This window comes from Erwinia sp. INIA01, assembly GCF_025947915.1.
Lineage (GTDB): Bacteria > Pseudomonadota > Gammaproteobacteria > Enterobacterales > Enterobacteriaceae > Erwinia > Erwinia coffeiphila.
In genome coordinates, this window is sequence record NZ_JAPDNC010000007.1 from 100,476 (window position 1) to 115,180 (window position 14,705).

A 14,705-nucleotide genomic window follows, 5' to 3' on the forward strand; every position below is an offset into this window, starting at 1 on the left:
CTCTTATGCCAGACGCGGGTTAACTTTATCAGCATCGATTTCGAACTTGGCAATAGCGTCCGCTACCACTTTCTTATCGATTTCGCCGCGTTTAGCCAGTTCGCCCAGTGCTGCAACTACAACGTAAGATGCGTCCACTTCGAAGTGGTGACGCAGGTTCTCACGGCTGTCTGAACGACCGAAGCCGTCAGTACCCAGTACGCGATAGTCGCTGGCTGGGATGTAGCTGCGAACCTGTTCTGCAAACAGTTTCATGTAGTCGGTAGACGCTACGGCCGGTGCATCACTCATGATCTGAGCAATGTACGGTACGCGTGCTTCTTCAGTTGGGTGCAGCATGTTCCAGCGCTCACAGTCCTGACCGTCGCGGGCCAGTTCGGTGAAGGAGGTGACGCTGTACACGTCAGAGCCAACGCCGTAGTCTTTCGCCAGGATCTCTGCTGCTTCACGCACGTGACGCAGGATGGAGCCTGAACCCAGCAGCTGAACTTTACCTTTGCTACCTTCGATAGTTTCCAGCTTGTAGATACCTTTACGGATACCTTCTTCAGCGCCTTCCGGCATCGCTGGCATGTGGTAGTTTTCGTTCAGCGTGGTGATGTAGTAGTACACGTTTTCCTGTGCATCACCGTACATACGAACCAGACCGTCATGCATGATCACGGCAACTTCGTACGCATAAGCTGGATCGTAAGAGATACAGTTAGGGATGGTCAGAGACTGAATGTGGCTGTGGCCATCTTCGTGCTGCAGACCTTCACCGTTCAGCGTCGTACGACCAGAAGTACCGCCCACTAAGAAGCCGCGAGCCTGCTGGTCACCTGCTGCCCAGCACAGGTCGCCGATACGCTGGAAACCGAACATGGAGTAGTAGATGTAGAACGGGATCATTGGCAGGTTGTTGGTGCTGTAAGACGTTGCCGCCGCCAGCCACGATGCGCCTGCACCCAGTTCGTTGATGCCTTCCTGCAGGATCTGACCTTTTTCGTCTTCTTTATAGTAAGCAACCTGCTCACGGTCCTGCGGGGTGTACTGCTGGCCGTTCGGGCTATAAATACCGATCTGACGGAACAGGCCTTCCATACCGAAAGTACGCGCTTCGTCGGCGATGATTGGTACCAGGCGATCTTTGATCGACGGGTTCTTCAGCATCACGTTCAGGGCACGCACGAAAGCGATAGTGGTAGAGATCTCTTTGTTCTGCTCATCCAGCAGCTGGCGGAAATCTTCCAGCGTTGGCATTTCAAGCTTCTCGCTGAACTTAGGTTCGCGAGTTGGCAGGTAGCCACCCAGTTTCTGACGCTGTGCGTGCAGGTAGGTGTGCTCTTCTGAGCCTTCAGCAAAGGTCACGTACGGCAGTTTTTCGATGGCAGCATCGTCAACCGGCACGTTGAAGCGGTCGCGGATGTAGCGCACGCCGTCCATGTTCATTTTCTTCACCTGGTGAGCAATGTTTTTGCCCTCCGCGGTGTCACCCATACCGTAACCTTTGATGGTATGAGCCAGGATAACCACAGGTTTGCCCTTGGTGTCCTGCGCTTTCTTCAGTGCAGCATAGACTTTCTTCGGATCGTGACCACCACGGTTCAGTGACCAGATCTCGTCGTCGCTCAGATCTTTCACCAGCTCAGCGGTTTCCGGATATTTACCGAAGAAGTGCTCACGCACGTACGCGCCGTTTTTGGATTTGAAGGTCTGATAGTCGCCGTCAACGGTTTCGTTCATCAGCTGGATCAGTTTACCGCTGGTATCTTTACGCAGCAGCTCATCCCAACGACCGCCCCAGATCACTTTCAGCACTTCCCAGCCAGCACCACCGAAGATGCCTTCCAGTTCGTTGATGATCTTACCGTTACCGGTTACCGGGCCATCCAGACGCTGCAGGTTACAGTTGATGATGAAGACCAGGTTATCCAGTTTTTCACGGGTAGCGATAGTGATCGCACCTTTAGATTCTGGCTCATCCATCTCACCGTCGCCCAGGAAGGCGTAAACGGTCTGCTGAGAGGTATCTTTCAGGCCACGGTGTTCCAGATATTTCAGGAATTTAGCCTGATAGATCGCACCCAATGGACCCAGACCCATTGATACGGTCGGGAACTGCCAGAAGTCAGGCATCAGTTTAGGGTGTGGGTAAGAAGACAGACCTTTACCGTGAACTTCCTGACGGAAGTTGTTCATCTGATCTTCGCTCAGACGACCTTCCAGGAAGGCACGAGCATAAACCCCCGGAGAAATGTGGCCCTGGAAGTAAACCAGATCGCCGCCGTCTTTTTCCGTACGCGCACGGAAGAAGTGGTTGAAACACACTTCATAGATAGTGGCAGAAGACTGGAAGGAGGACATGTGGCCGCCCAGATCCAGATCTTTCTTCGATGCGCGCAGAACGGTCATAATGGCGTTCCAGCGAATAGCAGAACGGATACGACGTTCTAAAGATGTGTTGCCAGGGTATTCCGGCTCATCTTCAACAGCAATAGAGTTGATATAGTTGCTGGCCCCAGCACCGGCAGCCACTTTCACGCCGCCTTTACGTGCTTCACTCAGTACCTGGTCAATCAGATACTGTGCGCGCTCAACACCTTCTTCACGGATGACCGATTCGATCGCCTGTAGCCAGTCGCGAGTTTCGATCGGATCCACGTCATTGTTTAAACGTTCTGACATGGGGGGTATTCCTTATCTGTGTCTAATACGTTGAATTGTCTGGAGCCTGTCTCTTTGCATTCTGTCGTTCAAAACACAAAGAGACAGGCTCGTCGTTTATACCCTTGAGCCCTGGTGCTGGCGCTGTGTTAGCCGTTACGCCAATGGTTTCGGGTATAGTGCCGCGTTATAGTTACGCGTTTTACTTACGTTATTCCTTACGTTGCTGTAAACGTCGCAGGGAACGCTCTCTACGGCTCTGCTCCCGACTTCTGTCCAGCAATATTTCCTCGATAAACGCCAGGTGGCGGTGTGAGGCTTCACGGGCCTGTTCCGGCTCGCGTGCCACAATCGCCTGAAAAATACTGGCGCGATGTTCACTCACTTTCACCAGCATCTCCCGACGCGAGTAGAGCAACTCGAAGTTCTGTCTTACGTTCTGTTCCAGCATCGGACCCATACTGCGTAGCAAATGCAGCAGCACCACATTATGCGCGGCTTCTGTGACAGCAATCTGATACTGCATCACCGCATCGGCTTCTGCGTCCAGATCGCCGCTGTCCTGGGCGGTCTGAATCTGCAGATGGCAGTGCTGAATACGTGCAATATCGTCGTCGGTCCCGCGAAGCGCGGCATAATAGGCGGCAATCCCTTCCAGCGCATGACGCGTTTCCAGCAGGTCGAACTGGGATTCAGGATGGCCGGCAAGCAGTTCGATGAGCGGATCGCTCAGACTTTGCCACAGGGTTTTCTGGACGAAGGTGCCACCGCCCTGACGGCGAAGTAGCAGACCTTTTGCTTCCAGACGCTGGATTGCTTCTCGTAGGGAAGGACGGGAGACATCAAACTGCACGGCCAGCTCGCGCTCGGGCAGTAATTTCTCTCCGGGACGCAGCGTCCCTTCCATAATCAGGGACTCAAGCTGCTGCTCGATGGCGTCAGAGAGCTTTGGTTGGCGGATCTTACTGTAGGCCATTATCCCTTCTTCTACGATGTGCCAGAGTTAATTGGTAATACCAATTTAAAAAAGGTGCCCGTAAAGTAACAAAGTATTCACCTGATGTCTATATGACAACCCGGCGAAACCAGACCCCCGTCTCGTTCCTGGCAAGGGGTAAGCGGAATTTTTCGAGCGCCCTCGAATGCATAATAAATGTTAATTTTTAAAACTTTTTTGAAACACGGCAGCAGCTTAGTTGAATTGCACCCCACTAAAAGCACCAAATGCGATGCACGATTTCCCTTATGCTGCTCCCTAAAATCGTTATGCACTCACCCGGTGCGATCGGTGATTTTTTAACCACGCAGGCGCACAGAATGAGAAAGAAAGTGCAAAGCCCTCTGCCTAACACTATTCTCTGCGCGACGCCAGATACGGCCAGATTTTCCCTAATCGAGAAGCGTAAATATTTCAGTACGTTATTAGATTTAACCACTCTGGCAGACATAAATAAAAACAAGCATCACGAGGAAGAGTATGGAACATCAGCAGGGCGAGACGCTGCATCGCGGGTTAAAAAACCGCCACATTCAGCTTATCGCATTAGGCGGTGCCGTCGGTACCGGCCTGTTTCTGGGCAGCGCATCGGTCATCAAATCAGCCGGACCCGCCGTCATTCTTGGCTACGCCATCGCCGGAATTATCGCCTTTCTGATTATGCGTCAGATGGGTGAGATGATTGTTGAAGAGCCGGTGGCCGGCAGCTTCAGCCACTTTGCGCATAAGTACTGGGGACCGTTTGCCGGGCTGGCATCCGGCTGGAACAACTGGGCGCTGTATGTGCTGGTTGCCATGGCCGAACTGACTGCCGTCGGTAAATATATTCAGTTCTGGTATCCCGAGATCCCGACCTGGGTTAGCGCTGCGGTGTTCTTTATATTGATCAACGCCATTAACCTGACCAATGTGAAGGTGTTCGGCGAACTGGAGTTCTGGTTTGCCATTATTAAGGTGGTGGCGGTCGTCGCCATGATTGGTTTCGGCGGCTGGCTGCTGTTCAGCGGCAATGGTGGCCCGCAGGCTACGGTCAGTAACCTGTGGGATCACGGTGGCTTTATGCCGAACGGTCTGCACGGCCTGGTGATGATGATGGCCATCATTATGTTCTCATTCGGCGGGCTGGAGATGATCGGCCTGACCGCAGCGGAAGCCGAGAATCCTGAGAAGAGCATCCCGAAAGCGATCAATCAGGTGCTGTGGCGTATTCTGATCTTCTATATCGGTTCACTGACCGTGCTGCTGTCGCTGATGCCGTGGATCCGTATTACTGAAGATACCAGCCCTTTCGTGCTGATTTTCCACGAACTGGGTGATGCGTTCGTTGCTAATGCGCTGAACGTGGTGATTCTGACCGCAGCGCTATCGGTGTATAACAGCTGTGTTTACAGCAACAGCCGCATGCTGTTTGGTCTGGCGCAGCAGGGTAACGCACCGAAGGCGCTGATGAAGGTCGATCGTCGTGGTGTACCGGTGAATGCCATTCTGATTTCCGCCGCCGCCGCCGCTATCGGCGTGCTGATCAACTATCTGATGCCGGGCGAGGCGTTTTCGCTGCTGATGTCACTGGTGGTTTCTACATTAATCATTAACTGGGCGATGATCAGTCTGGCGCATCTGCGTTTCCGCAAGCGTGCGAACCAGCAGGGGATTGAGCCACGCTTTAAAGCGCTGTTCTATCCGTTCGGCAACTGGCTGTGCCTGGCCTTTATGGCCGGTGTGTTGGTGATTATGGCGATGACGCCGGGTATGGCGATTTCCGTGTGGTTGATTCCGGTGTGGATTGGCGTGATGGCGATTGGCTATGCGTTTAAGCGCCGTTCGGTGAAGGGTTAAAGTTACATTGATACTCGTCAAGGCCGGGCTGAAATGAAGTTGTCGGAAATAACAGTGGTAGCTCTGAAAGGTTAATGCTGCTGGTGATCTCTGGGATAACAGTGATAGCGCTGACTGGCTGCTGCCCCTGCCGGGCGGGTCCTCGCGCCGCTTTGCGGTGCCTTCACTTCGCTCGTCAGCCTGACGGAGCGGGACAGACGCGCGTCCTGCGCGGCTGTCCCTTTCGCCCACTTCCCTGTGGGCGAATCCTGGCTTCCTCTCTCCGTTCAGCGCTGCGGATTGCCCGTTCGGGGCAGCAGCCAGTCCGCTTTCTGATATCGATTTTGCCTGATAAATAGATAACAGCCGAAAAACACCACCTAAGCTCACCAGAACCCCTCCCTTCTCTTTCTGTTACGTACAGCGTGTGATTTAGTCAAAGGGGAACCCGTCTCTGCGGCGGCCGGGCAATCCGCAGCGCTGAGGCGCAGGCAGCGGGGCCGGAGAGACCAGCATGGATGCTGGGCTCAAGCCCGGCGCGGGCAGGACGCCCGCTCCGGGCCGATCCGACAGTCCCGATGCCGAAGCTGAAGGCACCCTGCAAAGCAGGGCGCGAGGACCGCCCGGACGCCGCAGAGACGGGTTCCCAATCGCCTATCCACCAGCCAAGCAATCCCACTGGTCATAAGAGAATGTTATTCGTCATTTGCACCAATTTGTGACAAAACATAGATAGTAAAAAATGAGACAGCACGCTGCTTTTTTAGTCATTTCTGCGAGTGTAGAGCAAAAAGCGAGTGCAAACCTCTGCGCTTAGCACTATTCTCTTCCTGAGGCTACGTTCTGGCTCATATTTACTCACACAACAATCGTAAACTTTTCGATACAGCATGGCGGCAGGGCCTGCTGAAAAGACGAAAAATAATAAAACATCATGAGGTTAGACATGGGACAACAGCAGGGCGAAACGCTGCATCGTGGCCTGAAAAACCGCCATATTCAGCTGATCGCGTTGGGTGGGGCCGTGGGTACCGGCCTGTTTTTGGGAAGTGCGTCTGTTATTCAATCTGCCGGCCCTGGCGTTATTCTGGGTTACGCGATTGCCGGGTTTATCGCATTTTTAATTATGCGCCAGCTGGGAGAGATGGTCGTGGAAGAGCCGGTCGCCGGTTCATTCAGCCACTTTGCCTATAAGTACTGGGGTAACTTCGCTGGTTTTGCCTCCGGCTGGAACTACTGGGTACTGTACGTGCTGGTAGCCATGGCAGAACTGACGGCCGTAGGTAAATATATTCAATTCTGGTATCCGGAGATCCCAACCTGGGTTTCCGCAGCCGCCTTCTTTGTGCTGATTAACGCCATTAACCTGACCAACGTGAAAGTGTTCGGGGAAATGGAGTTCTGGTTTGCCATTATCAAAGTGGTCGCGGTCATCGGCATGATCCTGTTCGGCGGCTGGCTGCTGTTCAGCGGCAACGGCGGCCCACAGGCTACCGTACGCAACCTGTGGGATCAGGGCGGCTTCCTGCCGAACGGCTTTAGCGGCCTTGTCATGATGATGGCCATTATCATGTTCTCCTTTGGCGGTCTGGAACTGGTGGGGATCACCGCAGCAGAAGCGGATAATCCGGAAACCAGCATTCCTAAAGCCACTAACCAGGTGCTGTGGCGCATCCTGATCTTCTATATCGGTTCACTGGCCGTATTGCTGTCACTGCTGCCGTGGACTCGCGTCACTTCAGATACCAGTCCGTTCGTATTGATCTTCCACGAGCTGGGTGATGCTCTGGTGGCTAACGCGCTGAACGTCGTAATCCTGACCGCCGCGCTGTCGGTGTATAACAGCTGCGTATACTGCAACAGCCGCATGCTGTTTGGTCTGGCTCAGCAGGGCAATGCGCCAAAAGCGCTACTGAAAGTAGATGGTCGTGGCGTACCGGTGATTTCGATTCTGTTCTCCGCGATTGCCACCGGGCTTTGCGTACTGTTGAACTATCTGATGCCTGGTGAAGCCTTTGGTCTGCTGATGGCACTGGTGGTCTCTGCACTGGTGATCAACTGGGCAATGATCAGCATGGCGCACATCAAGTTCCGCCGTAAAAAGGATCAGCAGGGCGTGAAAACCCGCTTCCCGGCACTGCTGTATCCGCTGGGCAACTGGATCTGCCTGCTGTTCCTCGCCGGTATTCTGGTGCTGATGGCAATCACCCCGGGAATGGCTATCTCTGTTTGGCTGATTCCTGTATGGATACTGATTCTGGCTATCGGCTACTGGCTGAAAAACCGTTCTCAGAAGGCATAATCGCCCCGGAAAAATGCAATCAGGCCAGCAGATGCTGGCCTGATTTTTTATTACTGCTGTACTACCTGTCGTTCCCTGTTGGGGTTATACCAACGTACCGTAAATCGTCAGTATTGCGACTACTACCACCAGCACCAACGATACCTTCTTCGCCAGCGTTACCGCCAGCCGTGGCGTCTCTACCTTATCCATATGCGGGTCACGTGCCAGTGAGAACTGTGTAAGGCGAGTCAGTACCTGGTACTGCGGCGTATGGCGATCGCCCAGCGAGGCCAGCCAGGCAGGTAGGGCGCGCTCGCCGTGCCCCAGCAGCGCATAAGCAACACCAACCAGCCGAACCGGCAGCCAGTCAATCCAGTGAAGCAGCGCATCCACGCCGGACTGGGAACGGATCAGAGGGTCGCGCTGACGTGCCAGCCAGCTTTGCCAGGCACGCAGGAAGGCATAACCCACCAGCAGCACAGGCCCCCACGGACCACCAACGACAAACCAGAATAGTGGAGCAAGATAAAAGCGAAAGTTAATCCACAGCAGCGCATTCTGTAACTCACCAAGATACTCACGTTCGCTGCACTCACCCGGCACACCGTGGATCAGGGTCAGCTCTTCCGCCATCGCATCATGTGCATGTACATCATTATGGCTGGCAGCACGCAGATAAGCGTGGTAGTGAAGGCGAACCGAGCCTGCCCCGATGCACAGCAGGCCAACAAGAATCCAAAAAATTAACTGAGGCACACCGAAAAACCAGCCTTTCAGCGCCAGCATCATCGCGGCCACTACGGCCATCGCTAACAACGTCATCAACAGGGTGCGCAGCAGTGAGAAATGCTTAAATCTGCGGAATAATGGCATCAGATGGTGATCCAACTGCCAGTGTTCACCCATTTTGAACAGGCGTTCCCATCCGAGAACCAACAACAGGCTAAATAACGTCATGCCTTAACTCCCATCATTTTTACCCTGGACTTGCTGCGCCAGAGCGGTGCGGAATCGAGCCCAGTCGAATGCCGGGCCGGGATCGGTTTTACGCTGCGGTGCAATGTCGCTGTGCCCGGTAATATTCAGGGCTATTGCCGGATACTCAGCAATCAGCTGCTCGGTAACGGCCTGCAGCGAACGATACTGCGCATCGGTGTAGGGCAACGTATCGGTGCCTTCAAGTTCAATACCGACTGAAAAATCGTTGCAGGCATCGCGCCCCTGATAGTTTGACACGCCCGCATGCCATGCACGTAGCTGAAACGGCACATATTGCACAACCTCTCCATCACGGCGGATCAGGCAATGAGCGGCAACCTGCAAATGGCTGATACCGGCAAAATAAGGATGAGCATTGGGATCAAGCTGACCGGTAAACAGATCGTCAATCCAGGGGCCGCCGAACTCACCGGGCGGCAGGCTAATATTGTGGATCACCAACAGCGAAGGTTTTTCATCATTCGGTCGCTGGTTAAAATGCGGCGACGGAACTTTTCTGGCCTCGTTAATCCAGCCATCTTGCAACTGCATGCCCTACTCCCCTGTCATCAGAATCTGCTCAGATTAACATGATTTATTTTGGCTCCGGCAAACTTCTCACCGCACGCTTATCGCGTAAAAAAGATATTTTCATTTTTCTGCATCCGTTTTTCATCGCTGAACGTAGATAGCAATGTGAGGCAAATACGCCTTCTCTTACCCGAGGAATTCAGCATGAAAACTGTCATCCGTTCCGCTCTGTGTGCATCTTTCCTGTTTAGCGCTGCCGCTCTGGCAGAGATGTCACAAAACACTGTGATGGTGGGAGGGGCAGCCATGTACCCTTCTAAAAATATCGTTGAAAATGCGATGAACTCGAAGGATCACACCACGCTGGTCGCCGCAGTTAAAGCAGCAGGCCTCGTCGATACGCTGCAAGGCCCCGGCCCCTTCACCGTATTTGCCCCGACTAATGCGGCTTTCGCCAAACTGCCTATGGGTACCGTCGATACGCTGCTAAAACCTGAAAATAAAAGCAAACTGACCGCCGTGCTCACCTATCACGTCGTGGCCGGGAAATATGACATGAAGGCGCTGGAGAAAAAGGTCAAACAGGGCCATGGCCGTGCCGAGCTGAAAACCGTTAACGGCGCTTCGCTGTGGGTGATGCAGAATGGCCCACACAACCTGCAGCTGAAAGATAACCAGGGTAATGTCGCCAACATCAGTACCTATGACGTTCAGCAGAAAAATGGCGCAATCGACGTTATTGATACTGTGCTAATGCCATAACGATAAAAAGGGTCTATACCCTGTGCAGGGGGAACGCGTTGTTCACCTCTGCACTTCTATCAGGACGATTCATGGCGGAAGAATCAATCGACAGTCAGGTTTTACTGATTCGGGCAGTGGCAGCCGGTGATAAACGCGCTTTCGAAGCGCTTTACCGCAGCTACTCGCCCTATCTGTTTGCCATCGCGCTACGTCTTCTTCACCGTCGTGGTTGGGCGGAGGAAGTACTGCATGACAGTTTTCTCGCTCTCTGGCAGCGGGCTGGCAGCTTCGATCCGACCCAAAGCGCGCCCAAAACGTGGCTGACCAATATTGTTCGCCATCGTGCGATTGATTATTTGCGTTTGCAGGACAATCGCGTTCTGGAACTGGACGATGAGGGCGATGCGACCGCGGGTGAAGGTACGTGCGATCCCGTACCTTCGACATACGAATCACGCAGACTTTTAACCTGCATGGACGCCCTGCCCGCAGAGCAGCGGCAAAGCATCGTTCTGGCTTATCATCATGGTCTTTCACACGGTGAAATCGCGCTGCATCTGCAACAGCCTGCCGGTACCGTCAAAAGCTGGATACGCCGGGCCTTAATGCATTTAAAAGGCTGCGTGGGCATATGAAAAGCAAACACGATTTTGATTCCGCCCTGGCCGCAGAATATGCCCTGGGTACGCTGCGTGGTGCGGCTCGCCTGCGTTTCATGCGCCGTATAGAGCAGGACCCCGAACTGGCAGCTGAAGTCCAGCGCTGGCAAAACGCGCTGATCGCACTGGATAGCGATGTAATCCCCGTTACACCGCCAGAAATACTGTGGCCGCGCATTGTTGGCGATCTGCCCACAGAATTACAACCCGGCACGTTGTCGTCCCCACCTGTCACGCAACCGGTAAAAATACCGCGCAGTGCATGGCCTTTGTGGCTTGGCTGGGGTCTGGCAGCCTCATTTGCCGGTGCACTGCTCTATACCCAGCTGGTTCCTGCCCCCGTGCCCCCTCAGGCGATTGCCGTTTTGAGCAACAGTCAGCAACAGGGGATCTGGGTTATCGGCATCAACCCGGCGCAAAACAGGCTGACCGTGCAGACGGCGGCGGCACCGAACATCGGGCCTGACCACAGTCTGCAACTCTGGCTGATCCCACCAGGCGGCAAGCCGCAGTCATTAGGACTGTTGGATGTCTCCGGCAACCGTCAGGTGGACCTTGCACCTCTAAAACCTGATGCCTTACCGGATCTCGCAATCAGTCTGGAGCCGCCGGGCGGTTCACCAACCGGCCAACCTACTGGCCCCGTACTATTCAGCGGTAAAATATCTCTACTGTAGAGGACGGCTGCGACACGGTGGGTACAAGCCGTTCTAAAATGATATCGCGCAGCCGCTCTGCCGCAGGGTTCAGTCGCTCGTCGGCCGTATGCAGCGCTATTCCCAACTTGCCCAGCGATGGCAGCCGCGCATGCTGTAGCACCTGCAGCCCGGCAGGTAGACCAAAACGACTGCGAAGCGTAATACCCAGCCCGGCTGCGGCGGCAGCCCAGATACCGCTCAGGCTACGGCTGGTGAAAGCCACCCGCCAGGGGATCGCCGCCCGGTCAAGGGCATCAATTGCACTGCTTCGCATCATGCAGGGCGCATCAAACAGAAGTAGCGGCAGCGTCTCCTCTCCTGTCAGCCAGCGCGCCAGATCGGCATCAGAACGTCCAATCCAGTGAAGCGGTGCGGCAGGCAGTGCCTGCATAAACCGCGTATTTTCGTCACCCTGCCAGCACAGCGCCAGATCAAGCTCTCCCTGACGCATCGCCTGCACAAGTTCACCATTGCGACCAATACGCGCTGAGACTTCAACCTGTGGAAAAGCACGGGCAAACTGCCCCAGCAAGTCTGGCAAGAGCGCCTCACCAAAGTCCTCCTGCATTCCCAGGCTTACGCTGCCCGCCAGATGACGGCCACAGAGCGCGCTGAAAGCTTCGTCATTGAGGGCAAGCAGGCGGCGACCATATGCCATTAGCAATTCACCATTAGCAGTGAGTTCCAGTCGACGTCCGGACTTTTGCAGCAGCGGCAGGCCACTTTGCTGTTCCAGCTTTTTCAACTGGGCGCTGACCGCTGACGTTGAACGATTAAGTTTTACGGCTGCCAGCGCAAAGCTGCCCAGCTCAATACCGGTGACCAAAGTGCGCAGCGCTTCAAGGTCAAAAGTCACACGTTTGTTCTGAGACATAAACATCCTGATTTTCGGGATTATCAATCCAAATATATGCGATTTTATAAACAATTACTTCCCTCTATTCTGGCATTCACTCATCAACATCCACAGGGAGTTAAGATGCCTCACTCACTTACCCGCGACGATCTGGCAGAAATTGCCCCCCATTTTGCTGCGATTACAGATGAAACTTTGTTTGGCGCTATCTGGCAGCGCAGCGAGCTGAGCAGGCGCGATCGCAGCCTGATTACCGTTGCCGCATTGATTGCCACAGGCCGCCATCAGCAGCTGCCGTGGCATCTGAATTTTGCCCAGGAAAATGGCCTCAGACGTGACGAGCTGACCGAAGCCATTACCCATCTGGCGTTTTATTGCGGCTGGCCCGCCGCAGTCACCGCACTCGGTCATTTACATTTTCCGGAGGAGTAAACCATGCCCTTTACCCGTATCGCTCTGCCTGCTGGAAAAACCGCGGCGTTCCGTCAAACGCTTTCAACTCTGTTACACCAAACGCTGGTCGATTTCTTCGATGTACCGCAGGATGACTGCTTCCAGCTGTTTGATGAATATGCCCCCGGGCTGCGTGTTTTCCCTCGTCACTATCTTGGCGGACCGCGTTCAGAGGGATTTATCTGGTTTCATATCACCGCAGGTCGGCCACGCAGCGTTGAGCAGAAACATCGCTTCTATCAGCATCTTGCCCGGCGGCTCTCTGCCGAACTGGCTGTTCGCCCGGAAGATGTGATGATCACATTAAGTTTCAGCCAGCCTGAAGACTGGTCATTCGCCAACGGAAATCCGTTCAACTGGCCGAAGGAGCAACCGCTATGATCGCCATGCAATATCGGTTTCGTCTGCCCACCGACTACGACATGACGATTATTGAAAATCGCGTGCGGGAAAACGGACACCTGCTGGATAACTTTCCCGGCCTGGTTATCAAAGCCTGGTGCTATGCCTGCAATAGCGATCCGCATACCGCCAGTGAACCACTCTACGCGCCGTTCTATTTGTGGCAGGACAGCGCTGGCATGGCCGGTTTTTTACAAAGCAACGGTTTTAAAAAACTGATTTCAGACTTCGGCAGGCCCGCAATCGACTGCTGGCCGGTGTTGGGCTTCCGTCCGGGTAGCACTTTGCAACGGTCCGCCTTTGCCCGACGAGAGATCGTGCCCATTGCCGCAGACAGCGATTTAAGCCAAATCAGCAACCTCCCCGAACCAGCAGCCGGTATCACCCGCATCCTTGCCTGGGATGTACAGCAGTGGCGGCGGCTCTGCTTTGAGCTAAGCGAACTGCCGTTTGACGATGCCCCGAGTACAGAGAGCTATCGCGTTGGGCATATCTCCCTTTCTACTCGGTAGCCAGTCGGGTTAACGCCAGAGTAGAGCGAATACCGATGTTTCTGGCACCGGAGTCGATAAGAAAATGTCGGGTAACAGGCCCCACCGATGGCTGACAAACGGGGGAAAAACAGGCTAGCATGGCAATATCTGTTACCCGACCTTTCGGAGTTAAATCATGACATCCCGCCGTTACGATCCTGATAACCGCCGTATCGAGTTGATGGAGCGTATTGAGGACGATATTCCCCCTGCCGTCGACCAGGCGCTGCGTGAAGACCTTGGTGGCGAAGTCGATCCCTGCAAAGACATCACTGCTGGCCTGCTGCCAGAGGATACCCAGGCTCACGCGGTGGTGATCACCCGTGAACCGGGGATCTTCTGCGGCAAACGTTGGGTTGAAGAGGTGTTTATCCAGCTGGGGAATAAAACGCAAATTACCTGGCACGTTGCCGATGGGGATGCGATTACCGCCAACCAGACGCTGTTTGAGGTTAGCGGCCCGGCGCAGCTGATCCTGACGGCGGAACGCACAGCGCTGAACTTTGTTCAAACGCTTTCCGGTGTGGCAACGGAGGTTAGCCGCTATGTTGCCCTGCTGGAAGGCACACACACTCAGCTGCTGGACACACGAAAGACGCTGCCGGGACTGCGCACAGCGCTGAAGTATGCCGTGCTGTGCGGAGGTGGTGCTAACCATCGACTTGGCCTGTCCGATGCTTTCCTGATTAAAGAGAACCACATTATCGCCTGTGGTTCGATTGCCAAAGCGGTTGAAAAAGCATTCTGGCTGCACCCGGACGTGCCGGTTGAAGTTGAAGTCGAGTCCCTGGACGAACTGGAACAGGCGTTGGATGCTGGCGCAGACATTATCATGCTGGATAATTTCAGCGTTGAGCAGATGCGCGCAGCCGTCACTCTGAGCAATAACCGATCGCTGCTGGAAGTGTCTGGCAACGTCACCGATGAAACGCTGCGGACCTTTGCCGAAACCGGGGTCAACTATATTTCTGTTGGCGCACTGACCAAGCACGTGCGGGCGCTGGATCTGTCGATGCGTTTTCGTTAAGCCTCTGCCGCTTTCCATATACCTCCCCTGGTCAGCCTTTTGTGCTGACCTTTTTTATCCCTGAAATCCCTTTAACTGGTGC

General features: G+C 54.3%; 14 protein-coding genes. 9 read left to right on the forward strand and 5 right to left on the reverse strand.

Annotation, left to right across the window (positions count from 1 at the left end; genetic code table 11):
* Positions 1-3 precede the first annotated feature (3 nt).
* Both aceE and pdhR read right to left on the reverse strand, forming a co-directional pair.
* Complete coding sequence (gene aceE, locus OMR58_RS13850) at positions 4-2,667, reverse strand: pyruvate dehydrogenase (acetyl-transferring), homodimeric type (protein WP_105595384.1); 2,664 nt, start codon at positions 2,665-2,667, stop codon at positions 4-6.
* Between the two features lie 190 nt (positions 2,668-2,857).
* Positions 2,858-3,622, reverse strand: coding sequence for a pyruvate dehydrogenase complex transcriptional repressor PdhR (gene pdhR, locus OMR58_RS13855; RefSeq protein ID WP_105595383.1), 765 nt, complete (start codon positions 3,620-3,622; stop codon positions 2,858-2,860).
* A gap of 501 nt (positions 3,623-4,123) precedes the next feature.
* Between pdhR and aroP (OMR58_RS13860) the strand changes: the two genes are divergently transcribed.
* Together aroP (OMR58_RS13860) and aroP (OMR58_RS13865) are read left to right on the forward strand one after the other, a co-directional pair.
* Positions 4,124-5,479 (forward strand): aromatic amino acid transporter AroP, encoded by a 1,356-nt coding sequence (gene aroP / locus OMR58_RS13860; RefSeq protein ID WP_264546219.1) that lies wholly within the window; start codon positions 4,124-4,126, stop codon positions 5,477-5,479.
* A 925-nt stretch (positions 5,480-6,404) separates the two neighbouring features.
* A complete protein-coding gene (gene aroP, locus OMR58_RS13865; protein ID WP_264546220.1) occupies positions 6,405-7,760 on the forward strand; it encodes an aromatic amino acid transporter AroP in 1,356 nt (451 codons plus the stop codon).
* 84 nt (positions 7,761-7,844) lie between these two features.
* Here aroP (OMR58_RS13865) and ampE read toward each other — a convergent pair whose 3' ends face one another.
* Together ampE and ampD are read right to left on the reverse strand one after the other, a co-directional pair.
* Positions 7,845-8,699: a beta-lactamase regulator AmpE gene (gene ampE / locus OMR58_RS13870; protein ID WP_264546221.1), complete on the reverse strand. Its 855-nt coding sequence runs from the start codon at positions 8,697-8,699 to the stop codon at positions 7,845-7,847.
* A 3-nt stretch (positions 8,700-8,702) separates the two neighbouring features.
* The gene (ampD, locus tag OMR58_RS13875) at positions 8,703-9,272 is read right to left on the reverse strand and encodes a 1,6-anhydro-N-acetylmuramyl-L-alanine amidase AmpD (RefSeq protein WP_200563426.1); all 570 of its coding nucleotides are present in this window, start codon (positions 9,270-9,272) and stop codon (positions 8,703-8,705) included.
* A gap of 183 nt (positions 9,273-9,455) precedes the next feature.
* Here ampD and OMR58_RS13880 point away from each other — a divergent pair, with 183 nt between their 5' ends.
* From OMR58_RS13880 to OMR58_RS13890, 3 genes are all read left to right on the forward strand, one after another.
* Positions 9,456-10,013 carry a fasciclin domain-containing protein gene (locus OMR58_RS13880; protein ID WP_200563428.1) on the forward strand — a complete coding sequence of 186 codons (558 nt, stop codon included), beginning with the start codon at positions 9,456-9,458 and terminating at the stop codon, positions 10,011-10,013.
* A gap of 71 nt (positions 10,014-10,084) precedes the next feature.
* Complete coding sequence (locus tag OMR58_RS13885) at positions 10,085-10,630, forward strand: sigma-70 family RNA polymerase sigma factor (RefSeq protein ID WP_200563430.1); 546 nt, start codon at positions 10,085-10,087, stop codon at positions 10,628-10,630.
* Positions 10,627-11,331, forward strand: coding sequence for an anti-sigma factor (locus tag OMR58_RS13890; protein ID WP_200563433.1), 705 nt, complete (start codon positions 10,627-10,629; stop codon positions 11,329-11,331). Before OMR58_RS13885 ends, OMR58_RS13890 begins: the two co-directional genes overlap by 4 nt.
* On the opposite strand, the gene OMR58_RS13895 is transcribed toward OMR58_RS13890, so the two are convergent.
* Positions 11,306-12,226, reverse strand: coding sequence for a LysR substrate-binding domain-containing protein (locus OMR58_RS13895; protein ID WP_200563435.1), 921 nt, complete (start codon positions 12,224-12,226; stop codon positions 11,306-11,308). The genes OMR58_RS13890 and OMR58_RS13895 overlap by 26 nt on opposite strands.
* 105 nt (positions 12,227-12,331) lie before the next feature.
* Here OMR58_RS13895 and OMR58_RS13900 point away from each other — a divergent pair, with 105 nt between their 5' ends.
* The 4 genes from OMR58_RS13900 (at position 12,332) to nadC (ending at position 14,623) form a co-directional block, all read left to right on the forward strand.
* A complete protein-coding gene (locus tag OMR58_RS13900; protein ID WP_200563437.1) occupies positions 12,332-12,640 on the forward strand; it encodes a carboxymuconolactone decarboxylase family protein in 309 nt (102 codons plus the stop codon).
* Positions 12,641-12,643: 3 nt separating this feature from the next.
* A complete protein-coding gene (locus OMR58_RS13905; RefSeq protein ID WP_264546222.1) occupies positions 12,644-13,042 on the forward strand; it encodes a tautomerase family protein in 399 nt (132 codons plus the stop codon).
* Positions 13,039-13,575 carry a DUF4865 family protein gene (locus tag OMR58_RS13910; protein WP_264546223.1) on the forward strand — a complete coding sequence of 179 codons (537 nt, stop codon included), beginning with the start codon at positions 13,039-13,041 and terminating at the stop codon, positions 13,573-13,575. The genes OMR58_RS13905 and OMR58_RS13910 overlap by 4 nt, the downstream gene beginning before the upstream one ends.
* Positions 13,576-13,732: 157 nt before the next feature.
* Positions 13,733-14,623 carry a carboxylating nicotinate-nucleotide diphosphorylase gene (nadC, locus tag OMR58_RS13915; RefSeq protein ID WP_264546224.1) on the forward strand — a complete coding sequence of 297 codons (891 nt, stop codon included), beginning with the start codon at positions 13,733-13,735 and terminating at the stop codon, positions 14,621-14,623.
* Positions 14,624-14,705 lie beyond the last annotated feature (82 nt).

Excerpts from the sequence above, each read along its gene's own strand:
- OMR58_RS13905 (WP_264546222.1), top strand. The coding sequence starts at position 12,644 with ATGCCCTTTACCCGTATCGCTCTGCCTGCTGGAAAAACCGCGGCGTTC.
- aroP (WP_264546220.1), top strand. The coding sequence starts at position 6,405 with ATGGGACAACAGCAGGGCGAAACGCTGCATCGTGGCCTGAAAAACCGC.
- OMR58_RS13910 (WP_264546223.1), top strand. The coding sequence starts at position 13,039 with ATGATCGCCATGCAATATCGGTTTCGTCTGCCCACCGACTACGACATG.
- ampD (WP_200563426.1), bottom strand. The coding sequence starts at position 9,272 with ATGCAGTTGCAAGATGGCTGGATTAACGAGGCCAGAAAAGTTCCGTCG.
- OMR58_RS13880 (WP_200563428.1), top strand. The coding sequence starts at position 9,456 with ATGAAAACTGTCATCCGTTCCGCTCTGTGTGCATCTTTCCTGTTTAGC.
- pdhR (WP_105595383.1), bottom strand. The coding sequence starts at position 3,622 with ATGGCCTACAGTAAGATCCGCCAACCAAAGCTCTCTGACGCCATCGAG.
- aroP (WP_264546219.1), top strand. The coding sequence starts at position 4,124 with ATGGAACATCAGCAGGGCGAGACGCTGCATCGCGGGTTAAAAAACCGC.
- OMR58_RS13895 (WP_200563435.1), bottom strand. The coding sequence starts at position 12,226 with ATGTCTCAGAACAAACGTGTGACTTTTGACCTTGAAGCGCTGCGCACT.
- OMR58_RS13900 (WP_200563437.1), top strand. The coding sequence starts at position 12,332 with ATGCCTCACTCACTTACCCGCGACGATCTGGCAGAAATTGCCCCCCAT.
- OMR58_RS13885 (WP_200563430.1), top strand. The coding sequence starts at position 10,085 with ATGGCGGAAGAATCAATCGACAGTCAGGTTTTACTGATTCGGGCAGTG.
- nadC (WP_264546224.1), top strand. The coding sequence starts at position 13,733 with ATGACATCCCGCCGTTACGATCCTGATAACCGCCGTATCGAGTTGATG.
- aceE (WP_105595384.1), bottom strand. The coding sequence starts at position 2,667 with ATGTCAGAACGTTTAAACAATGACGTGGATCCGATCGAAACTCGCGAC.
- OMR58_RS13890 (WP_200563433.1), top strand. The coding sequence starts at position 10,627 with ATGAAAAGCAAACACGATTTTGATTCCGCCCTGGCCGCAGAATATGCC.
- ampE (WP_264546221.1), bottom strand. The coding sequence starts at position 8,699 with ATGACGTTATTTAGCCTGTTGTTGGTTCTCGGATGGGAACGCCTGTTC.